The sequence below is a fragment of the Aeromonas veronii genome, from assembly GCF_040215105.1.
In the GTDB taxonomy this organism is placed as follows: domain Bacteria; phylum Pseudomonadota; class Gammaproteobacteria; order Enterobacterales; family Aeromonadaceae; genus Aeromonas; species Aeromonas veronii_G.
The window spans coordinates 118,769-138,582 of record NZ_CP157875.1 but is presented as its reverse complement, the minus strand read 5'-3'; the positions used below and the strand labels follow the sequence as shown (position 1 = coordinate 138,582).

The 19,814-nt window shown below is 60.3% G+C and carries 21 protein-coding genes; 11 read left to right on the top strand and 10 right to left on the bottom strand.

The annotated features are described in order from the left end of the window. Positions 1-3: 3 nt before the first annotated feature. Positions 4-195 (bottom strand): hypothetical protein, encoded by a 192-nt coding sequence (locus ABNP46_RS00650; RefSeq protein WP_033132548.1) that lies wholly within the window; start codon positions 193-195, stop codon positions 4-6. 171 nt (positions 196-366) lie between these two features. On the opposite strand from ABNP46_RS00650, the gene tusA reads away from it, so the two are divergent. Together tusA and ABNP46_RS00640 are read left to right on the top strand one after the other, a co-directional pair. Then, on the top strand, positions 367-612 hold the full coding sequence (gene tusA / locus ABNP46_RS00645) for a sulfurtransferase TusA (RefSeq protein WP_042642635.1): 246 nt from the start codon (positions 367-369) through the stop codon (positions 610-612). Between the two features lie 20 nt (positions 613-632). Beyond that, positions 633-980 (top strand): RidA family protein, encoded by a 348-nt coding sequence (locus tag ABNP46_RS00640; RefSeq protein ID WP_349920552.1) that lies wholly within the window; start codon positions 633-635, stop codon positions 978-980. Between the two features lie 248 nt (positions 981-1,228). Here the strand turns inward: ABNP46_RS00640 and ABNP46_RS00630 are convergent, their stop codons facing one another. The 3 genes from ABNP46_RS00630 to ABNP46_RS00620 all read right to left on the bottom strand — a co-directional run bounded on the left by ABNP46_RS00630 (position 1,229) and on the right by ABNP46_RS00620 (position 2,955). After that, positions 1,229-1,885 carry an OmpA family lipoprotein gene (locus ABNP46_RS00630; protein ID WP_349920551.1) on the bottom strand — a complete coding sequence of 219 codons (657 nt, stop codon included), beginning with the start codon at positions 1,883-1,885 and terminating at the stop codon, positions 1,229-1,231. 146 nt (positions 1,886-2,031) lie between these two features. Further along, complete coding sequence (locus ABNP46_RS00625; RefSeq protein ID WP_349920550.1) at positions 2,032-2,277, bottom strand: hypothetical protein; 246 nt, start codon at positions 2,275-2,277, stop codon at positions 2,032-2,034. 108 nt (positions 2,278-2,385) lie between these two features. Then, positions 2,386-2,955: a DNA-3-methyladenine glycosylase I gene (locus ABNP46_RS00620; protein WP_349920549.1), complete on the bottom strand. Its 570-nt coding sequence runs from the start codon at positions 2,953-2,955 to the stop codon at positions 2,386-2,388. A 210-nt stretch (positions 2,956-3,165) separates the two neighbouring features. On the opposite strand from ABNP46_RS00620, the gene glyQ reads away from it, so the two are divergent. From glyQ to ABNP46_RS00575, 9 genes are all read left to right on the top strand, one after another. Next, a complete protein-coding gene (glyQ, locus tag ABNP46_RS00615) occupies positions 3,166-4,089 on the top strand; it encodes a glycine--tRNA ligase subunit alpha (protein WP_041212022.1) in 924 nt (307 codons plus the stop codon). A gap of 9 nt (positions 4,090-4,098) precedes the next feature. Next, entirely contained in the window at positions 4,099-6,168 is a 2,070-nt protein-coding gene (gene glyS / locus ABNP46_RS00610; protein ID WP_349920548.1) for a glycine--tRNA ligase subunit beta, read from the top strand. Between the two features lie 72 nt (positions 6,169-6,240). Further along, positions 6,241-7,314 (top strand): hypothetical protein, encoded by a 1,074-nt coding sequence (locus ABNP46_RS00605; RefSeq protein ID WP_349920547.1) that lies wholly within the window; start codon positions 6,241-6,243, stop codon positions 7,312-7,314. A gap of 302 nt (positions 7,315-7,616) precedes the next feature. After that, positions 7,617-8,627, top strand: a complete 1,011-nt coding sequence (locus ABNP46_RS00600; protein WP_349920546.1) for an AraC family transcriptional regulator — start codon at positions 7,617-7,619, stop codon at positions 8,625-8,627. A 131-nt stretch (positions 8,628-8,758) separates the two neighbouring features. Continuing rightward, on the top strand, positions 8,759-9,787 hold the full coding sequence (locus tag ABNP46_RS00595) for a histone deacetylase family protein (RefSeq protein ID WP_349920545.1): 1,029 nt from the start codon (positions 8,759-8,761) through the stop codon (positions 9,785-9,787). 35 nt (positions 9,788-9,822) lie between these two features. Beyond that, positions 9,823-10,923, top strand: coding sequence for a polyamine ABC transporter substrate-binding protein (locus tag ABNP46_RS00590; protein ID WP_349920544.1), 1,101 nt, complete (start codon positions 9,823-9,825; stop codon positions 10,921-10,923). Positions 10,924-11,099: 176 nt separating this feature from the next. After that, positions 11,100-11,504, top strand: a complete 405-nt coding sequence (locus ABNP46_RS00585; RefSeq protein ID WP_349920543.1) for a g-type lysozyme inhibitor — start codon at positions 11,100-11,102, stop codon at positions 11,502-11,504. Positions 11,505-11,637: 133 nt separating this feature from the next. Further along, a complete protein-coding gene (locus ABNP46_RS00580) occupies positions 11,638-12,144 on the top strand; it encodes a DM13 domain-containing protein (RefSeq protein ID WP_349920542.1) in 507 nt (168 codons plus the stop codon). Positions 12,145-12,267: 123 nt separating this feature from the next. After that, complete coding sequence (locus tag ABNP46_RS00575; protein ID WP_349920541.1) at positions 12,268-13,059, top strand: hypothetical protein; 792 nt, start codon at positions 12,268-12,270, stop codon at positions 13,057-13,059. A 41-nt stretch (positions 13,060-13,100) separates the two neighbouring features. Here ABNP46_RS00575 and ABNP46_RS00570 read toward each other — a convergent pair whose 3' ends face one another. The 6 genes from ABNP46_RS00570 to ABNP46_RS00545 all read right to left on the bottom strand — a co-directional run bounded on the left by ABNP46_RS00570 (position 13,101) and on the right by ABNP46_RS00545 (position 19,765). Then, on the bottom strand, positions 13,101-13,400 hold the full coding sequence (locus tag ABNP46_RS00570; protein ID WP_349920540.1) for a hypothetical protein: 300 nt from the start codon (positions 13,398-13,400) through the stop codon (positions 13,101-13,103). Positions 13,401-13,613: 213 nt separating this feature from the next. Further along, complete coding sequence (locus ABNP46_RS00565; RefSeq protein WP_349920539.1) at positions 13,614-14,828, bottom strand: aromatic amino acid transporter; 1,215 nt, start codon at positions 14,826-14,828, stop codon at positions 13,614-13,616. Between the two features lie 530 nt (positions 14,829-15,358). Further along, positions 15,359-16,573: an aromatic amino acid transporter gene (locus ABNP46_RS00560; protein WP_349920538.1), complete on the bottom strand. Its 1,215-nt coding sequence runs from the start codon at positions 16,571-16,573 to the stop codon at positions 15,359-15,361. Positions 16,574-16,643: 70 nt separating this feature from the next. Beyond that, positions 16,644-18,110: a tryptophanase gene (gene tnaA, locus ABNP46_RS00555; protein WP_349920537.1), complete on the bottom strand. Its 1,467-nt coding sequence runs from the start codon at positions 18,108-18,110 to the stop codon at positions 16,644-16,646. Between the two features lie 201 nt (positions 18,111-18,311). Next, the gene (tnaC, locus tag ABNP46_RS00550; RefSeq protein ID WP_349920536.1) at positions 18,312-18,419 is read right to left on the bottom strand and encodes a tryptophanase leader peptide; all 108 of its coding nucleotides are present in this window, start codon (positions 18,417-18,419) and stop codon (positions 18,312-18,314) included. A gap of 128 nt (positions 18,420-18,547) precedes the next feature. Then, positions 18,548-19,765, bottom strand: coding sequence for a 4Fe-4S binding protein (locus tag ABNP46_RS00545; protein WP_349920535.1), 1,218 nt, complete (start codon positions 19,763-19,765; stop codon positions 18,548-18,550). Positions 19,766-19,814 lie beyond the last annotated feature (49 nt).

Sequence of the window (19,814 nt, the reverse complement as noted above, 5' to 3'; positions counted from 1 at the left end):
GGGTCAGGAGCGATCGTTCTCGTCCTCATCCTCGTCATAGTAGTCGCTGAGCTCTATCCAGAGTCCCAACCCTATCATCACCATGGACCCGAACCAGGTGCCGGTGTTTCCGATGGGGCTGCCCAGCACTATCATCGCGAATGACAAGAACCCCATGCCTGCGTAGGCTTGCAATCTGCCGTAGGAGACCTGCATATTCACACCTCCTTGTTGAATATGGTTCAATTTTTATATTACTCATCGGGCGGGGTGTGAATAGAGCCAGATCACACTTTGGTTACATATGCTGCCAAATGGCCTCCCGATTTGATTATTTTTTCGCCTTGAGTATCATTGGCAGCTGAATTGGTTGAAGGTTTATTATTGATGAGTGCTTTATTCTGCGACGCAACTCATGAGTTGGACGCAATTGGGCTTCGTTGTCCCGAGCCCGTAATGATGGTGCGTAAAAAAGTGCGGCTGATGGCCGAAGGCGAGACCCTGCTGGTCAGTGCCGACGATCCCTCCACCACCCGCGACATCCCCAGTTTCTGCCGCTTCATGGATCACACCCTGATCGCCAGTGAAACCGAGCAGGCCCCATACCGTTATCTGATCCGCAAGGGTCAGTGATCCCACAGCAGGAAGAGCCCATGACAGCCATTACCCGAGTCGGTACCACCCAGCGTTGGTCAGATGTCGTCATTCACAACGGCACCCTCTATGTGGTGGAAGTGCCCGCCACGGATGAAGCCGACATCCATGAGCAGACCCGCGAAGTGCTGACCAGCCTGCAACGCCTGCTGGAAGCCAATGGCTCAGGGGTCGACAAGATCCTGATGGCCAACATCTATCTCAAGGACATTGGCGACATCGCCGCCTTCAACGCCCAGTGGGACGCCTGGATCCCGGCAGGCACGGCCCCGGTGCGAGCCTGCGTGCAGGCCCGCCTCGCCCACGAAGGCTACAAGGTCGAAGTACAACTGACCGCCGCCGTATAAGTCGGCGGGCCGCCTGGATCCTCTCGCCAACACCGCCCCGGTGCGAGCCTGCGTGCAGGCCCGTCTCGCCCACGAAGGCTACAAGGTTGAAGTGCAGCTGACCGCAGCTGTTTAAGGCAGGGTTAGCCCCTCATCCCAACCCTTCTTCCGCAAGGGGGAGAAGGGGGCAAAGAACACGGGCCATGTCCCCATGAAAAAAGCCCCGCCAGATTGGCGGGGCTTTTTTGTTTGAACGAGCCGCAGCGCTATCAGGCGGTTGGAGTCAGGGTGATGGTTACCCGACGGTTCTGGGCCTTGCCTTCGGCGGTGCTGTTGGTGGCGACCGGCTGATCCGGGCCCACCCCGGTGGTAGAGATGCGGCTGCCGGTGACACCCTGGCCGATCAACTGGGCGGCGACGGCGTCGGCACGCTGGGCGGAGAGCTTCATGTTCAGCTCGCGGGAACCGGTGCTGTCGGTGTGGCCGACCACATTCAGGCGGGTCTTGTCGAACTCGGCAACCACCATGGCGACGCCGGACAGGGTGTTGGCACCGGCCGCCTTCAGCTGGGCGCTGGAGCTGTCGAAGGTGACATTGTTCGGCATGTTGAGGATCAGCTGATCGCCGTTGCGGGTCACGCTGACGCCGGTGCCCTGCAGCTTCTCGCGCAACTTGGCTTCCTGCACATCCATGTAGTAACCGATACCGCCACCCAGGGCGGCGCCAGCGGCCACACCGGTCAGGATACCCTTCTTGCGATCCCCCTTGCTGGAGGAGAGCGCGCCCACGGCGGCACCGGTGGCGGCACCGGCCAGCGCGCCCCAAGCACCCTTGGAGGTCTGGGATTCACCGGTGTAGGGATTGGTGGTGCAGCCAGTGATGGCGATGGTCAGTGCAAGGGCGGGAACAAGTTTCTTGAAATGCATGGGACAACCTCTGAAGAAGAATGACTCTGGCCAATGGCCCGGCATTCTACCCGAGAGGGGCGCCAGAGTGTGACGCTCGAAAACAAGAATCACCACGAGGGCGCAGGGCTCCCTCGTGGTGACATGGCAGGCGAGTCAGCCTCACCTCAGTATTTGATTTCCCGGGCCTTCTGACGCCCTTCCTGCTTGTCATGACGGTGATCCTGACGGCAATCGGCATTGCCCACCAGGCCATCGCGGCACTCCTGCTTCTGCTCGCGAGACTCCTGGCGCGTATCCTGGCGAACGTCGCGCGCCTCGCGGCGCTGCTCACCCTGAACGGTGGCCTGGGCGGGCAGGGCGGCGGCCAGCAGCGTGGTGGTGGCCAGCAACATCAATACAGACTTTTTCATAAACACTCCTCGACTCGTTACCCCGACACGGGCACGGCATCTGTGCGATCAAAAGAGATATTTTGGCTCTTCAGGCTGTATCCAGGCTGTACCAGAGGCAAGAGAGCCCTATGACTGCTGACACTCGGCGTGGCAGGGGCAGGTCACCAGATGATCGTTCACCATGCCCACCGCCTGCATGAAGGCGTAGCAGATGGTGCTGCCGACGAAGGTGAAACCCAGCTTCTTGAGCGCCTTGGCCATGGCATCGGATTCGGGTGAAGTGGCGGGAATGTCGCCGTTGCCCTGGCGCTGGTTGACGATGGGCGCACCGCCGACGAAGCCCCACAGGTAGTCCGCAAAATCGATACCCTGCGCCTCGAGCGCCAGATAGGCGCGGGCATTTTTGATGATCGACTGTACCTTGAGGCGATTGCGGATGATGCCGGTGTCCTGCATCAACCGCTCCAGATCCTGCTCATCGAAGCGCACGATGAGGTTGGGATCGAAATCCGCATAGGCGCGATAGTAGCTGTCGGTGCGTTTGAGAATGGTGATCCAGGAGAGGCCCGCCTGCTGGCCGTCGAGGCAGAGCTTGGCGAACAGCTCCCGCGGATCCCGTACCGGCCGCCCCCACTGTTTGTCATGATATTCGATGTATTCCGGGTCCTTGGTCACCCAGGCGCAGCGCAGTTCCATTCTTTGTCTCCTGTGATTGAATCGTCGCCTCTCGGCGGGATTTCGACGATGAGATCAGGCCGCCATCACCCCGGCCCCACCAGGCCGGATGCAGCATTCCCCCACTAATCCCCTGTAATTTCGCCTATTATCCGACCATGCCAGACGGTATACTCCCTCGGTTCACATTCAGCAAATCTTGCTCTGATTTCATTTCGCGCGAAAAACACTATGCAAAAATTCGATGTCAAAACCTTTCAGGGCCTGATCCTGCAGTTGCAGGACTATTGGTCCCGCCAGGGCTGTACCATCATTCAGCCGCTGGATATGGAAGTGGGTGCCGGTACCTCCCACCCCATGACCTGCCTGCGCGCCCTGGGCCCGGAGCCCATCGCCTGCGCCTATGTCCAACCGTCCCGCCGTCCGACCGACGGCCGCTACGGTGAGAACCCGAACCGCCTGCAGCACTACTACCAGTTCCAGGTGATCATCAAGCCCTCCCCCGACAACATTCAGGAACTCTACCTGGGCTCCCTGAAGGAGCTGGGCATGGATCCCGAGATCCACGACATCCGCTTCGTGGAAGACAACTGGGAAAACCCGACACTGGGTGCCTGGGGTCTGGGTTGGGAAGTGTGGCTGAACGGCATGGAAGTGACCCAGTTCACCTACTTCCAGCAGGTTGGCGGCCTCGAGTGCAAGCCGGTCACCGGCGAGATCACCTACGGTCTCGAGCGTCTGGCCATGTACATCCAGGGCGTCGACAGCGTATACGACCTGGTCTGGTCTGACGGCCCCCTGGGCAAGACCACCTACGGCGACGTGTTCCACCAGAACGAGGTGGAGCAGTCCACCTACAACTTCGAGCACGCCGACGTGGAGTTCCTGTTCCACTGCTTCGAGCAGTACGAGAAGGAAGCCCAGAACCTGCTGGCACTGGAAAAACCGCTGCCGCTGCCTGCCTACGAGCGCATCCTCAAGGCCGCTCACTCCTTCAACCTGCTGGATGCCCGCAAGGCCATCTCGGTCACCGAGCGTCAGCGCTACATCCTGCGCATTCGCACCCTGACCAAGGCCGTGGCCGAGGCCTACTACGCCTCCCGCGAGGCGCTGGGCTTCCCCATGTGTCAGCGCACTGAGAACAAGCAAGGTTAAGGAACGGACATGGCACAACATACATTTCTGGTAGAGATCGGCACCGCCGAGCTGCCCCCCAAGGCCCTGCGCTCCCTGGCCGAAGCCTTTGAAGGCAACCTCAAGGCCGAGCTGACCAAGGCCGATCTGGCCTTCGGCGATGTCGAGTGGTTCGCCTCCCCGCGCCGTCTGGCACTGAAAGTATCCGAACTGGCCAGCGATCAGCCGAGCAAGAGCATCGAGAAGCGCGGCCCGGCCGTGGCCCAGGCGTTCGATGCCGATGGCAAGCCGACCAAGGCTGCCGAAGGCTGGGCTCGTGGCAACGGCATCACCGTCGAACAGGCCGAGCGTCTGGTCACCGACAAGGGCGAGTGGCTGGTCCACAACGCCAAGGTTGAAGGCCGCCCGGCCAAAGAACTGCTGGGTGATCTGGTCGCTGCCGCATTGGCCAAGCTGCCCATCCCCAAGATGATGCGCTGGGGCGACAAGACCATCCAGTTCGTGCGTCCGGTGTTCACCGTGACCCTGCTGCTGGATGGCGAGCTGGTGCCCGCCACCATCCTGGGTATCGACTCCGCCCGCACCCTCCGCGGCCACCGCTTCATGGGTGAGAGCGAGATCATCATCGACAACGCCAGCCAATACCCGCAGATCCTGCTGGAAAAAGGCAAGGTAGTAGCCGATTTCATGGCCCGCAAGGCCAAGATCAAGAGCGATGTCGAAGCGGCCGCCGCCGCCTTCGGTGGGGTCGCCGATCTGGACGACGCCCTGCTGGAAGAAGTCACCGCCCTGGTCGAATGGCCGGTGGTGCTGACCGCCAACTTCGAAGAGAAGTTCCTGGCCGTGCCCGCCGAGGCGCTGGTACACACCATGAAGGGTGATCAGAAGTACTTCCCGGTCTACGACAAGAACGGCAAGCTGCTGCCCAAGTTCATCTTCGTCACCAACATCGAGTCCAAGGACCCGAGCCAGATCATCAGCGGCAACGAGAAGGTGGTTCGCCCCCGTCTGTCTGACGCCGAGTTCTTCTTCAAGACCGATCTGAAGCAGACCCTGGCCTCGCGCCTGCCACGCCTCGAAACCGTGCTGTTCCAGCAGCAGCTCGGCACCGTCAAGGCCAAGGTCGAGCGCATCGAGACCGTCGCCGGCTTCATCGCCGAGCGCATCGGTGCCGACGTGGCCAAGGCCAAGCGTGCCGGTCTGCTCTCCAAGTGCGATCTGATGACCAACATGGTCGGTGAGTTCGCCAGTACCCAGGGTGTCATGGGGATGCACTACGCCCGTCATGACGGTGAAGACGAAGTGGTGGCCGTGGCCCTGAACGAGCAGTACATGCCGCGCTTCGCCGGTGATGCCCTGCCGTCCGGTCTGGAAGCCTGCGCCGTGGCGCTGGCCGACAAGTTCGACACCCTGGCCGGCATCTTCGGCATCGGCATGCTGCCGAAGGGTGACAAAGACCCGTTCGCCCTGCGCCGCGCCGCCATCGGTGCCCTGCGCATCATGACCGAGAAGCAGCTGGATCTGGATCTGGTGGAACTGGTTGAAGAAGCGGTACGCGTCTACGAAGGCAAATTGACCAACAAAACCGTCGTCACCGACGTGGTCGACTTCATGCTGGGCCGCTTCCGCGCCGCCTATCAGGACGAAGGCATCGGTGCCGACGTGGTGCTGGCCGTGCTGGCCCGCCGCCCGACCCGTCCGCTCGACTTCGATCGCCGCGTCAAGGCCGTCAGCCACTTCCGCAGCCTGGATGCCGCCCTGGCCCTGGCCGCCGCCAACAAGCGCGTGAGCAACATCCTGGCCAAGGTGGAAGGCGAGCTGCCGACCGTGGTCAAGGCTGAGCTGCTGCAGGATGCCGCCGAGAAGGCGCTGGCCACCCAGGTTGCAGCGCTGCAAGCCGAGCTGGCGCCGCTGTTCGCCGCCGGCGACTACCAGGCCGCCCTCACCCGTCTGGCCGCCCTGCGCGAACCGGTCGACACCTTCTTCAACGAGGTGATGGTGATGGCCGAAGATCCGGCCCTCAAGGCCAACCGTCTGGCACTGCTGAACAACCTGCGCAACCTGTTCCTGCAAGTCGCGGATATCTCGCTGCTGCAGTGATTAGGGTTGAGTAAGTGATATTAAAAACGGCACCTCTTGGTGCCGTTTTTACAGCAAAATGGGATTGATACCATGCAGAAAATTATTGAGTTTAATTTGGGAAGATATAGTCGATTGTCAGAGATTTCTCCTGATGAGGATATAAAAATACAATCCCAAGATGACATCTTATGGCAAGAAATCACAAACAAACTTAGTAATTATTGCATTTTATATAAAAGTTTGTCGGCCTCAGTTGAGGTTAGCTGGTTACCTGTTGTGAAACATAAGAAAGCTCTTGATGAGGTGACAAATAGAATAAGTAATCAAATCACCACTGAGAGTTATGACTCTGATTTTCTCAACCAATTCTCTGCACTATACTTTAAAAAAATACCATTAATAGCAAAAATTGATATTGATGGCACGCTTACAGAATCTGAAGAAGCATTTTTACCAAAAATAATTTTGGAAAAATATCTTTATGATGTATTTATGATCGCTAACCTAGCATCTCCTGGTTCTTGTGACTTTCTGAACATTGAATTCCCAAGAAAAAATGGACATCCAGAAAAACTGTTTCTATCGTCTTACTTCTTCGAATGTATGTATATGGAAAACATAAAAAACCAATCTTTACCAATTCATCAGTTAGATTTTAATTTAGTTATGTTTTGGTATAAGAATGTAAACTCAACACTTAAGACAATATCAGAAACAAACATTGAAAAAGCTTTATTTTCGACCATGCACATTTGTAAAAGAGAAAGCTTCGATGAAACGACCATAGTTTGGATTTTTCATGCTCTAGAAGCTCTTTTTGGCACAAAGATTGGCGAAGGCTTTAGCAATATCATAAATAGAATGGCCCTTCTCCTTGAATTGGATGATAAGCAAAAAGAAAAAACCAAGAAGACCTTAAGAAAAATGTATGATTTCAGGAGCTCTTTAGTTCATGGAGGATACAAAGTACCACACCCAATAAGACCAGTTGATATTGATAATCACATAGAAAATAAAATTATGGATAACCATGAACTCTGTGAAAGTGGATTCAATATGATTATTTCGTCCATACAAAAGATGATTAGTAATAACTGGCAGGATTTATGTATAAATGAAACAATCCAAGGAACGCCTGTAGGTTCGATTAGCCGTCAGGCGTAATCGGACGTTCGCGTAAATGGATTCTCCCGCCATCACGGCCATCCCAAATTTCCCCTCCGGCTGGCGGCCCCTGACTCGCCAAAACAGCCGAAGCAACGGCCTCTCGTTCGTCCGATTACGCTGCGCTAATCGAACCTACAAGGGCGGTGGCTTGGACACATGCTGCCTGGCGCCAATAGACGCCATTTATTTCAGCCAGCGTTGACAAGGCGGCGATAAATACGCGGATCCTTGGTGCACAGCCCACCTTTCCAGATACAGTGGTGCCGTTATCACTTCCATCAAGGATAAGGGAATTAGCCATGCTGGAATCACAGTTGACGACCCTGCACGTGGTCTCGCTGGCGCTCGATTACCTGTGCGAGGAGGCCTCCCCCCAGCAGCAGGAGCGGATCACCGCCGCCCTGCTGGCCCACAGCGCTATCGATGTGACCGACGTGCACAACAACGACGCCCGCATCACCCGCCAGCAGGAGCTGACCGTGTGCGCCAACGGTCTGTCTCACCACCCGGATCTCGGCCTGCAGCTGGGACAGCGCATGCACATCTCCGCCTATGGCCTGCTCGGCTATGCCGCCATCTCCAGCGCCACCCTCGGCGACGCGCTGCAGTTGATGTTTGCCTACCCCTCTCTGCTTGGGACCTACTTCCACCTGCAACTGCGCATCGATGGCGATCTGGCCTGGATCTGTGCCAGTCACTACCGCCAGCGTGAAGACTTGCGCCGCTTCAACATCGAGATGTGTCTGGCGTCGCTGCGCCAGACCTGCAGCGATCTGGTCGGCCAGCCGCTGCCGGTGCGCCGCGCCGAGTTCAGCCAGCCCGAGACGAGCTACGCCGATAGCTACCACGCCAGTTTCGGCCCCCACATTCGCTACGACAGCGAACAGGATGCCTTTGCCATCGACACCCGTGTCCTGATGATGCGGCTGCCGCTGGCCAACCCGGTCACCCACAACGAGATGCTGGTGCGCTGCCGCAAACTCAACGCCGAATTCAACACCCGCCAGCGCTGGCTGGCCCGGGTTCGCGAGCTGCTCGGCACCCAGCTCTCGGCCCCGCCCAGGCTGGAGGCCCTGGCCGACCAGATGCACTGCTCCGCTCGCACCCTGCGCCGTCACCTCTATGAGATGGGCACCAACTACCAGGAGCTACTCGACGATCTGCGCTTCGAGCGCGCCAAGCAGTTGCTGGCGGAGAAGCGCCACGCCATCTATCAGATCGCCGAAGAGCTGGGATTCAGCGAGAGTGCCAGCTTCCGTCACGCCTTCCAGCGGTGGAGCGGTGTGCCCCCCAGCCAGTTTCGCCATTGATGTGCGCATAAAAAGGACAATCAGGCCGTCCAGATTGGCCTGATCTATCCCCTTTTGGCCGCAGCCAGCATTCACATATTTGCAACACTCTCCAACAATGGTGCCGTCACCCCAGCAAAAGGAGAGCCGCAATGCTCACCATCTACAGCGATGATCACCATCTGCACCACGGAAGATGCGAGCTGATCGACGGTCAGTTGATGCCCTGTTTCGAAAAGCCGGAGCGGGCCGATTTCATCCGCGAACGCCTGCTGGCACGCCAGCTCGGCCCCATACAGCCAGCCCGGGATTGGGGACTGGAGCCAATCCTTCGAGTACACGATCAGGGGATGCTCGACTTTCTGCAAGGCGCCTGGGCACGCTGGGCGGCCCTCGGGCAGGAGGGGGATCTGCTGCCCTACACCTGGCCGACCCGTACCCTGCGCCAGCAGAAACCGGACAGCGTGCACGGCCAGTTTGGCTACTACAGCTTCGATGCCGGCGTCCCCATCACCGCCGGCACCTGGCAGGCGGCCTACAGCTCGGCCCAGGTGGCGCTCACCGCCCAGCACCATATCGCGTCCGGTGCCAGCAGTGCCTTTGCCCTGTGCCGTCCCCCCGGCCACCATGCCGCCGCCGATCTGATGGGGGGCTACTGCTATCTCAACAATGCCGCCATCGCGGCGCAGGCCTTCATCGATCAGGGCTATCGCAAGGTGGCCATCCTCGATGTGGACTATCACCACGGCAACGGCACCCAGTCAGTCTTCTATGAACGCAGCGACGTGCTGTTTGTCTCGATCCACGGCGATCCGGCCATCGAGTTCCCCTTCTTCCTTGGCTATGCCGACGAAACAGGGACCGGGGCGGGAGAGGGTTGCAACCTCAACCTGCCGCTGCCCGCCGGCAGCGACTGGCCAGTCTGGAGCGCGGCGCTGGAGCAGGGTTGCCAGGCCATCGACGATTATCAGCCCGAGGTGCTTGTGGTCTCGCTCGGGGTCGACACCTTCGAGCAGGATCCCATCTCGCGCTTCAAGCTGACCAGCCCGGATTACCTGACAATGGGCAAGCGCATTCAGGCGCTGAGCCTGCCGACGCTGTTCGTGATGGAGGGCGGTTATGCGGTGGAAGCCATCGGCATCAATGCCGTGAACGTGCTGGAAGGGTTTGAACAACGCTGATTTGCGACCGTTTTTGCAACATGGAGATTACTGTCATGAAGACACTCACCCGTTTGTATGCCGCCAGCCTGCTGGCTGGCACACTGCTCTCCCCCGTCGCCCAGGCCAAGAGTGGCGAGCTGCATGTCTACAACTGGTCAGACTATATCACCGACCAGGCGTTGACCGATTTCAAGGCCCAGACCAGGATCAAACTCACCTATGACGTCTTCGATACCAACGAAGCGCTGGAGTCCAAGCTGCTGGCCGGCCGCTCCGGCTACGATGTGGTGGTGCCGTCCAACATGTTCCTGGCCAAGCAGGTACAGGCGGGGGTCTTTCTCAAGCTCGATCGCGACAAGTTGCCCAACTGGCAACACCTCGATCCCAAGTTGATGCAACTGCTGCAGACAAACGATCCCGGCAACGAGCACGCCGTGCCCTACATGTATGGCACCGTGATCATGGGTTACAACGTCGACAAGGTAAAAGAGGCGCTCGGTGACCAGGCGCCGGTGGACAGCTGGGATCTCATCTTCAAGCAGGAGTACGCCAGCAAGCTGGCCAAGTGCGGCATCACCCTGCTCGACTCGCCGGCCGAGATCATCCCCATCGCCTTGAACTATCTGGGCTTGCCCCCCAACAGCACCAACCCGGCTGACTACGAGAAAGCCAAGGCGCTGCTGCTCTCTGTCAGGCCCTATATCCGCTACTTCCATTCGTCCAAATACATGAACGACATCGCCAGCGGCGATATCTGCGTGGCCGTGGGCTACTCCGGCAGCTTCTACCAGTTCGGCAACGTCGCCAAGGATGCCGGCAACGGGGTCAAGGTGGCGATGCGCCAACCCAAGGAAGGGGCCCCCATCTGGTTTGACATGCTGGCCATCCCCAAGGATGCCCCCAATGTCGACGAAGCCTACCAGTTCATCAACTTCCTGCTGCAACCCAAGGTCATTGCGCCCATCAGCGACAAGACCGGCTATCCCAACCCCAACAAGGATGGCATCGGGCTGGTGAAGGCCGAGATCCGCGACAACCCGGATCTGGTCCCCACCGCCGCGCAGATGGCACACCTGTTCCCGCTCAAGCCGCTGCCGGCCAAGGCAGAACGGGCACGCACCCGTATCTGGACCGCCATCAAGTCAGGGGTCTGACACAGGCACACCGAAGGGGCCGTCCGGCCCCTTCACTTCAGCCATGCCCTCCAGACGGCCTCCCCCGTCCGCACCAGGACGCCCGTCTCTTCGCCCATAGGCAGCCCATCGATTTAGGCCTATCTTGTCTGGGTGGCCCTGCCAGAGTGACAGGGCCCTCCTCACGAGGTGCAACAATGAAGAGAGCGATCCAGGCCGCCCTGCTGGCCATGACGCTGGTGACCGGGGCCCAGGCGGCCGACAAGGTCACCACAGTGCCGGTGCAATTTGCCAAGGGGGCGCACAGCGCCCAGATGAAGGGCAACTTCAAGGGCTACGACAGCATCAACTACACCCTGGTCGCCAAGGCGGGCCAGACCATGACGATCAGCATCGCTGGCAGCAGCAATGCCAACTTCAACGTCTTCGCACCAGGGGCCGTGCCCGGTGAGGCCGAGGCGCTGGGATCCGGTGCGGTCGGCGAGAAGTGGCAAGGCGCCCTGCCCGCCGCCGGCAAGTACCAGATCCAGGTCTACCAGATGCGCGCCTCCGCCCGCCGCGGCGAACAGGTGCCTCACACCCTGTCGGTCAGCATCCAGTAAGACCCCATATGCGCTCTCGGCTCGTCCGGGCCCGTTCGCCGCAGAGAATGCCGCCATGCCCCCCAGACCGGGATGGGCATGGCGGCGTTGCGCTGTTAGGGTGGGGCATCATTTCATCAACGCGCGAGGCATCATGCAACGCAAGACAATCGCCCTGCTGCTGGCCACTCACCTGCTGGTGGGGGGCGCGGGCTTTGCCGCCGGCATCTATCTGCTGCCGATCCTGATAGCACCGCCCGGCCCGAGCGGCGAGCAGGTGGCGGCCAGCCAGGCGCAGGCGACCTATCAGGGCACCTTCAAGCGAGAGCTCAAGGACAGCGATCGGCTGCACTGGGGAGAGGGCCGGGTGAGCGTCGGGCCCACCGCCATCAGCCTGATGGGCAGACTGGCGCCCGGACCCGACTATCAGCTCTATCTATCGCCGGAATTCGTGGAAACGGAGGCGGATTTTGCTCGCCTCAAGGGTCGGATGGCGCACGTCGGCGCGGTGAAGACCTTCGACAACTTCATCGTGCCGCTGCCGACCGATGTGAACCCGGCCGATTACAACAGCGTGATCGTCTGGTGTGAGACATTTGGACAATTCATTACCGCTGCCCAGTATCAAGATCGCCGATCACCCTGGCTACAGCAGCCATAATGACAGCGCGAAACGCTGCAATACCCCCTCTCGTCTTTGCACCAATCAGGTTTCCGCCTCACCACTGAGCTAGGCTGGTAACTGTCGCGCCAGAGTAGGCTGGCGGACATTCAGGGAGCCGGTATGGCATTTGTATCGCGATGTTTCATGCTGATGATGGCACTGCTGGCCCCCTTTGCCATGGGGGCCAGCGGACCGGATCAGATCACTCTGGTGAGTTCCACCGAGACCAAGGAGTCCATGTACGGGCGCTGGCTCGAACTTATCTATCGCGATGCCTTTACCCGCCTCGGTTATCGCTTCACCTATCTTGGCTATCCCGGTGGACGGGCTCCCTATCTGGCGGCCAGGGGAGAGGTCGATGGCGAGATCCACAGACCGGCGATCTACCAGAGCCAGACCCAGGCCCTGTTGCGAGTGCCGGAGTCTCACTTCCCCCTCTCCTACGAGGTCTACACGGCTCTGCCGAACATACGGCTGTCAGGATGGCAGAGCCTGCAACCGACCTCCTATCGGGTGGAGTACAGGCGCGGAGCCAAACTGCCGGAGATCGAACTCGGCAAAGTGGTCAGCGGGGAACGACTCTCCACCATCGGCACCGTGGCCCAGGGCATGAACAAGCTGCTCAAGGGCCGCAGCGATATCTACGTAGAACAGTCCATGATTGCCCGCCAGGCTCTGCAACATCTGGTGGTTCACTCTGTCGACTACCAACGGATCTACTCCGCCGGCGTCATGATCACGGCGGATTCTTTCGTCTATCTGCACCGGCGCCATCAGAGCATGCTCGGCCCTCTCGCCGCCGTGCTGAAACAGATGAAGCAAGAAGGCGTCATCGAACGATACCGGAAGCTGGCACTGCAAGAGAGTGGCACCACCACCTTGGCGCCTCCCTCTGCCCCCACGTCCCCATAAAAAACGGCGCCGGGGCGCCGTCATGATGACTCGTCCGTCACTCAACTCGGCGGGAAGTGGCCGCCAATGCTGATGACATTGACCTGCTGCAGGGTGCTGTTGAGGGTAAAAGCGACCCTGTGCTCCTGGCTGAGGCGGATCGTGTAGATCCCTTTATTCTTACCGCTCAGCTGCTCGTAGTGCATGTCGCCCACCTTGTCGGCAGCGTTCTTGGGATCGGTACCGCGCACTATCTCCCGGCGCCACTCGTGGTACTTGCTCATCCCCGCAGGGGGCACGGCCACGTGCTTGTCCTTGTTGTAGAGGATGCGGGGTTGCGAGTCATCGATAGTCCATGCCATGGTCGGCTCCTTGTTTAGGCTCAAAAGAGAACCAAAGCATAGTCAAGGCATGGAGAATGGGGATCAATCAGAGCCCAAAATGTTGTCACGGCAGGCGTAGGCCGCCGGGTGTCGGGCTCAGCGCGCGGCTGCCGAGTGCGCGTACCAGCAAAGACGGCGCCCGCAGGCGCCGTCTTTGCTGTTCTCCGGCACACACGCCGGGGGTCATCGGCCTCAGCCGGTGTAGGCAGGCAGCCAGCCCACCATGTTGAGCAGGTGGAAGGCAGCGGTCAGCACCCCGAACAGGATGATCAGGCCTATCATCAGCACCCCGCCCGGCGCCCGGAAGCCTTCGCCCTGTTCCTTGGCCGCCCGTACCTTCCAGGCCAGCAGGGGCGGAATGATGCAGGTCCAGAGGGTGGCGACGGCACCGGCGTAGCCGATGGCCACCAGGAAGCCGAACGGGAACAGCAGGGAGAGCACCAGGGGCGGCAGGAAGGTAGCGGCCCAGGACTTGGCGCGGCCGCCCCGGCTGTTGTCGAACTTGAACAAGTCCGCCAGATAGTCGAACACCCCGAGCCCCACCCCGATGAAGGAGGAGAGGATGGCTGCCATGGAGAAGGCATTGAGGGCGCTCGCCACCGCCTTGGATTCGATGACGGAGCCGAGCGCCTTGAGCAGGGCATCCACGTTGCCCCCCTCGGCGATCACCGGGCCGAACTCGCTGCGGGGCAGGTTGCCAAACACGCTGGCCAGCCAGACGAGATAGAAGGCGAGCGCGATGACGGTGCCCCCCAGGATGGCGCGGCTGGCGCGGCGCTCCTCGCCGTAATAGGCGCGCATGGAGGAGACGGAGTGGTGATAGCCGAAGGAGGTGAGGGCCACCGGCAGCATCACCAGGGCATAGGGAGCATAATGGCTCTCGCTGCCGACCCGATCCAGCAGCAGGTCGAGGCGGATGTTCATGGACATGCCGGAGATGCCGAAGGCAAAGCTCAGCCCCATCAGGATCACCAGCAAGATAGAGATGCGGTCCACCGCCCGGGTGGAGTGCCACACCACCAGGGAGAACACCAGGGTGAAGAGGATGGAGGAGAGCTTGCTGCCGAGCCCGGTCATGCCCTCGATGATGAGGCCCGCCGAGGTGATGTAGGCGTAGAGCAGAATGCCGCCGACGAAGTAGACGCTCAGATTGTTGAGGGCGTTGACCTTGTTCCCCAGCAGATCCCGGGTCACGGTATCGAAGGAGACGCGCAGGGGATAGCCCCTGTAGGACTCCAGCAGCATCCAGCCGGAGACCGTCATCACCACCATGGTCAGCGCCACCGCGAGCATGGACCAGAGGGTCCAGGCGCCCGCCCCCGCACTGGGCAGCCCCAGCATACCGGCTCCGACACAGACGCCGGCAATGATGCATGCCCCGCCCACCAACGATGGTTTATGTTCCATTTATTTCCCCAAAGACGATTGTTGATCTGGTCGCGACCGCGGACCGTTGCATCTGCTACGCCGGTTGTCATCGTAAGATCGCGCTCATCTGTACTATCGGTGCCCAGCCACTTGCTGCTGTATCGGCGGCAGAAGCTGTACTATCGACACTCAGCCGCTTGCTGCTGTATCGGCGGCAGAAGCTGTACTATCGGCGCCCAGCCACTTGCTGCTGCGTCAGCGGCAGAAGCTGTACTATCGACGCCCAGCCGCTTGCTGCTGTATCGACGGCAGAAGCTGTACTATCGGCGCCCAGCCGCTTGCTGCTGCGTCAGCGAGACAAGACGTGGCTGAGGCTGGCTACCGATCTCAAGATGGCAGCAGGGCCGCCATTTTTGAGGGTGAGACTTTACCCTGCATGCCCCCGGGTATCAAACCCGAAGGACGCAGAGAGTGAGGTGCAGGCGGTTTTCCACCAGAGGGGGAGTGGGCAGGAGGCAACGCAAGGGCGCCCGCAGGCGCCCTCTCGATATGACGGGAGGGGGGGCGACTCAGCCCCCATAGACGGGCAGCAGACCCGCCATGGCCAACAAGTGGAAGATGGCGGTCAGCACCCCGAAGGCGATGACGGCGACCACCATGGGTTGTCCCCCCGGCGCCTGGAAGCCGGCCTCTCCCCCCTCACTCTCCCGCGACTTCTTCGCCAGCAGGGCGGGGATGATGCAGGCCCAGACGGTGGCGGCCGCACCGGCGTAGCCGATGGCGACCACGAAGCCAAACGGGAATAGCAATGAGAGCAACAGGGGCGGCAGGAAGGTCACCGCCCAGGACTTGGTACGACCGGCGCGGCTGTTGTCGAACTGGAACAAGTCCGCCAGATAGTCGAACACCCCGAGCCCCACCCCGATGAAGGAGGAGAGAATGGCCGCCATGGAGAAGAGGTTGATGGCCTGGGACACCTGGCTGGACTCGACCACCGAGGCCAGCGCCTTGAGCAGCACGTCCACGTTTCCGCCCTTGGCGATGACGGGGCCAAAGTCGCCGCGGGGCAGGTTGCCGAAGATGCTGAGCAGCCACAGCAGGTAGAGCGCCAGCGCGATCAGGGTGCCACCGAGGATCGCCTGCTTCGCCTTGTGCTCCTCCCCGTAGTAGGCCCGCATGGAGGCGACCGAGTGGTGATAGCCGAAGGAGGTGAGGGCCACCAGCAGCATGGCCAGGGCATAGGGGGCCTGGCGCATCTCCTCGGCAAGGCTGTTGAACAGCAGGGCGGTGTCTATCTTGGCCGCCAGGCCCGACACCCCGAACACGAAGCTCAACACCATGAAGACGATGAGCACCACCGAGATGCGATCCACCGCCCGGGTCGAGTGCCAGACAAACCAGGAGAACGCCAGCACGAACAACACGGAGGCAAGCTGGCTGCCGATGTCGAACAGGCCGCTCAGAATGAGGCCGGACGACGTGATATAGGCGTAGAGCAGAATACCGCCGACGAAATAGACGGTCATATTGTTGAAGATATTTATTTTATGGCCGAGCAGATCCTTGGTAACCGAATTGAAAGAGGCGCTCAACTCATAACGTTTGAATGCCTCCAGCAACATCCAGCCTGAAATAGTCATTATTATCATGGTCAGAATAATGGCCAGGGATGACCATGTGGTCCAGGCACCGGCGCCTGCACTCGGCAGGCCGAGCATGCCGGCACCGACGCACACGCTGGCAATAATACAGGCCCCTCCTGCAACGGATGGTTTGGCTGTCATCTTGTGTTACTCCCAAAAATTCACAGAGCTGTGAAATAAAAGGGGCACCCAATAAGGTGCCCCTGACTCGTTATGCTTCTATTAATTTTTCGCTCTTGCTGGCGGTCGTTTTCTGATGATTGTCGACTTCTTTGAGCCTAGCGGTGAAGTGGCGTAATACCGCCGGTTCGTAGATGAAGTCCAGACCCTTCACGTTGCTGGCGTTCTTCTTCACCTCGCCGAAGGCCTCGATGACGAAGTCCATGTGGGTTTGGGTATAGGTCGCACGGGGGATGGTCAGGCGCAGCAGCTCCGCCGGGCAGGGGTGCTGTTTGCCGGTGGCGGGGTCGCGCCCCAGCAGCAGGGAGCCAATCTCCACCGCCCGGATGCCGGCCACCTTGTAGAGCTCGCACGCCAACGCATGGGCCGGGAACTGATCCGCCGGGATGTGGGGCAGCAGCTTGCCCGCATCCACGAAGGCCGCATGGCCCCCGGCCTGCTGGCACACCACGCCGATGGCCTCGAGGCCATCCACCAGGTACTGCACCTGGCCGATACGATAGGCCAGCCAGTCCTGGCGCATGCCGTCACGCAGTCCCACCGCGAGCCGCTCCATGGCACCCCCTTCCAGGCCGCCGTAGGTCGGGAAGCCCTCCTGCACCACGCACAGGGTGCGGCACTCGGTGTAGACGTCCAGCATGCTGTCGTCCTTGAAGCAGAGCAGGCCGCCCATCTGTACCATGGCATCCTTCTTGGCGGACATGGCGAGACCGTCCGCGTACTTGTAGGACTCCAGGGTGATCGCCTCTATGGACCAGTCGGCGTAGCCGGGTTCGCGCTGCTGGATGAAGTAGGCGTTCTCCGCGAAGCGGGCCGAATCCATGATCACCGGGATGTCGTACTTGCGGGCGATCGCGTATACCGCCTTGAGGTTGGCAATCGACACCGGCTGGCCGCCGGCGGAGTTGCAGGTGATGGTGCTGACGATGTAGGGCACGTTGGCCGGGCCCGCCTCCAGGATCGCCTCCTCCAGTTTCACCAGATCGAAGTTGCCCTTGAAGTCGGCGGTGACCGAGGTATCGAACGCCTCCTGGGTGTAGACGTTCTTGGCCACGCAGCAGTTGATCTGGGTGTGGCCCTGGGTGGTGTCGAAGAAATAGTTGGAAAGCGCCACCATCTTCTTGCGATCCAGCCCCTTCTCCTGCTCCCGCTTCTTGATGAGCACGGGGATGTAGATCTGCTCGGCACCGCGCCCCTGGTGGGTGGGGATGGTGAGGGCATAACCGAAGATGGCCTGCACCGCCTGCTGCAGGGCGTAGTAGCTGCGGCTGCCGCTGTAGGCCTCGTCACCGCGCAGCATGGCGGCCTGCATGTCCTGGGTGATGGCACCTGTGCCGCTGTCGGTCAGCAGATCGATGAACACATCCTCGCTGTCCAGCAGGAAGGGGTTCATGCCTGCGCGGACGATCGCCTCCTCCCGGTAGGCGCGGGTGGTGCGTTTGACCGGTTCGATGACACGGATGCGGAACGGCTCGGGCAGATGCTTGAAGTTTTCCATGATATGAAGATCCATATTTCAATATTCAGGATGAATCTCACCCTCCACCAGAAATAATATTCAGGCAGATATATATGAGTGAGATCAGGGGGCACGTCAGCGTCTCGCCAATCTATTTGGCGAGCAAGCTTGAATGCTATTTAAAATCGGGATGGGTGCGGGCCATCATATTGTCAGCAATATGAAAGACACCGCGAAATATTACAGCGGGAAGAAGAAGGCGATCTTGTGATCCAGGGTGAACCATTTCGGTGAGGCGATCATGGTAGCCATGTTGTTGCTCATCTGGTTGGAATGAATAACGCTCAATTAACGTACTCCATTATGGTGTACGTTAATTGATTGGCAATTATGAAATGAACAATTTGGGATGACGCTAACAGTTTTATCGGCGTCGCTGATCTTCCTCGCCGCCCCCTGGGGCGGCGAGTGCCCAGTCAGTGGCTCAACCCGGGCAACATCTGCAGCAGGTAGGCGCGATCGGACAAGGGAGTCTGGCTGACCCAGGTATCCAGCAGGCCATGGGAGAGCAGCGGCAGCACCAGCAACAACAGGCAGAGCAGGGCCAACAGCCAGGCCGGGCTGAGCCGGCGTTGCCGGGTGCCGAGGTGGAGCGCATCGGCCCGCTTGGGGCAGGCGGCCACGCAGCTCATACAACTGGTGCACTCCAGGCTTCGCACCGCAATCAGCTGATGCACCTGGATGCGCGACGGGCAGGCCCGGCTGCACTTGTCACAGTCGTGGCCCTGGTTTCGCAGGCAACGAGCCGGGTCACGGCGGATGCGCAGGGGCGTGAGCAGCCCGAGCAGAGCCAGCCAGGCGCCATAGGGGCAGAGGTAGCGGCAGAATCCCTGCCTGAAGGCCGCCGTGAGCAGCAGCACCCAGCCCAGACACAGACCGGAGATCAGGGTCAGGTTGAAGAAGAAGGCCCCCATCTTCATGTCGGCGGCCTGATGATAGGGACTGGCGAGATAGCCCGGCAGGGCGGCGGTCGGCACCGCGATCAGCACGATGAACAGCAGGAAAGCCAGCACCAGAAATTTCTGGCCGCGCAGGACGAGATCCAGCCAGCGCGGCGGCGTCCACTCTCCCGGCAGCAGGCGCGCGCGCAGGCCGTGCAGCCACTCCCCCACCAGCCCGAGGGGGCAGAACCAGGCACAGAAAGCCCGCCCCAGCAGCAGAGCCGACAGACAGAGCACCAGCACGGTGACGGTGGCCGCCGGATGGTGGGGATCCACCAGCCCCTGGGTCAGCCAGGCCCGCAGCCCGAGCCCGCCGGCAATGGGCAGGAAGCCGTCCACCACGTCCGGACGCATCAACCAGGGGGTCATCCCCGGCCCGAGCTGCTCGATATGGACGACATATTGCACTGCCACCAATCCCCAGCACAGCATCAACAACTGCCTGGTCGTGGTTCTAAGACGCTGGCTATCCATGGAAGCCAGGATTGGCAGGGGTTGATGTCGCCGCCACAGGGCGAGCCCCGTGGCCACCAGCCCCAGCGCGAGCCAGAGCACGGAGTCCGCCGCCAGCAACCAGAGGACAGCGGCCAGCAACAGGGATAACGTCCAGCCCCAACCACGGCGACGCTGCCATAGCAGCAGGATCAGATAGACCAGACCAGTGGTCATGGTCAGGGCTTCCAACAGGCTCATGCTTCCCTCTCAGTGCTCATCCGAATCGAGGGAGCAGGATAACGAACAT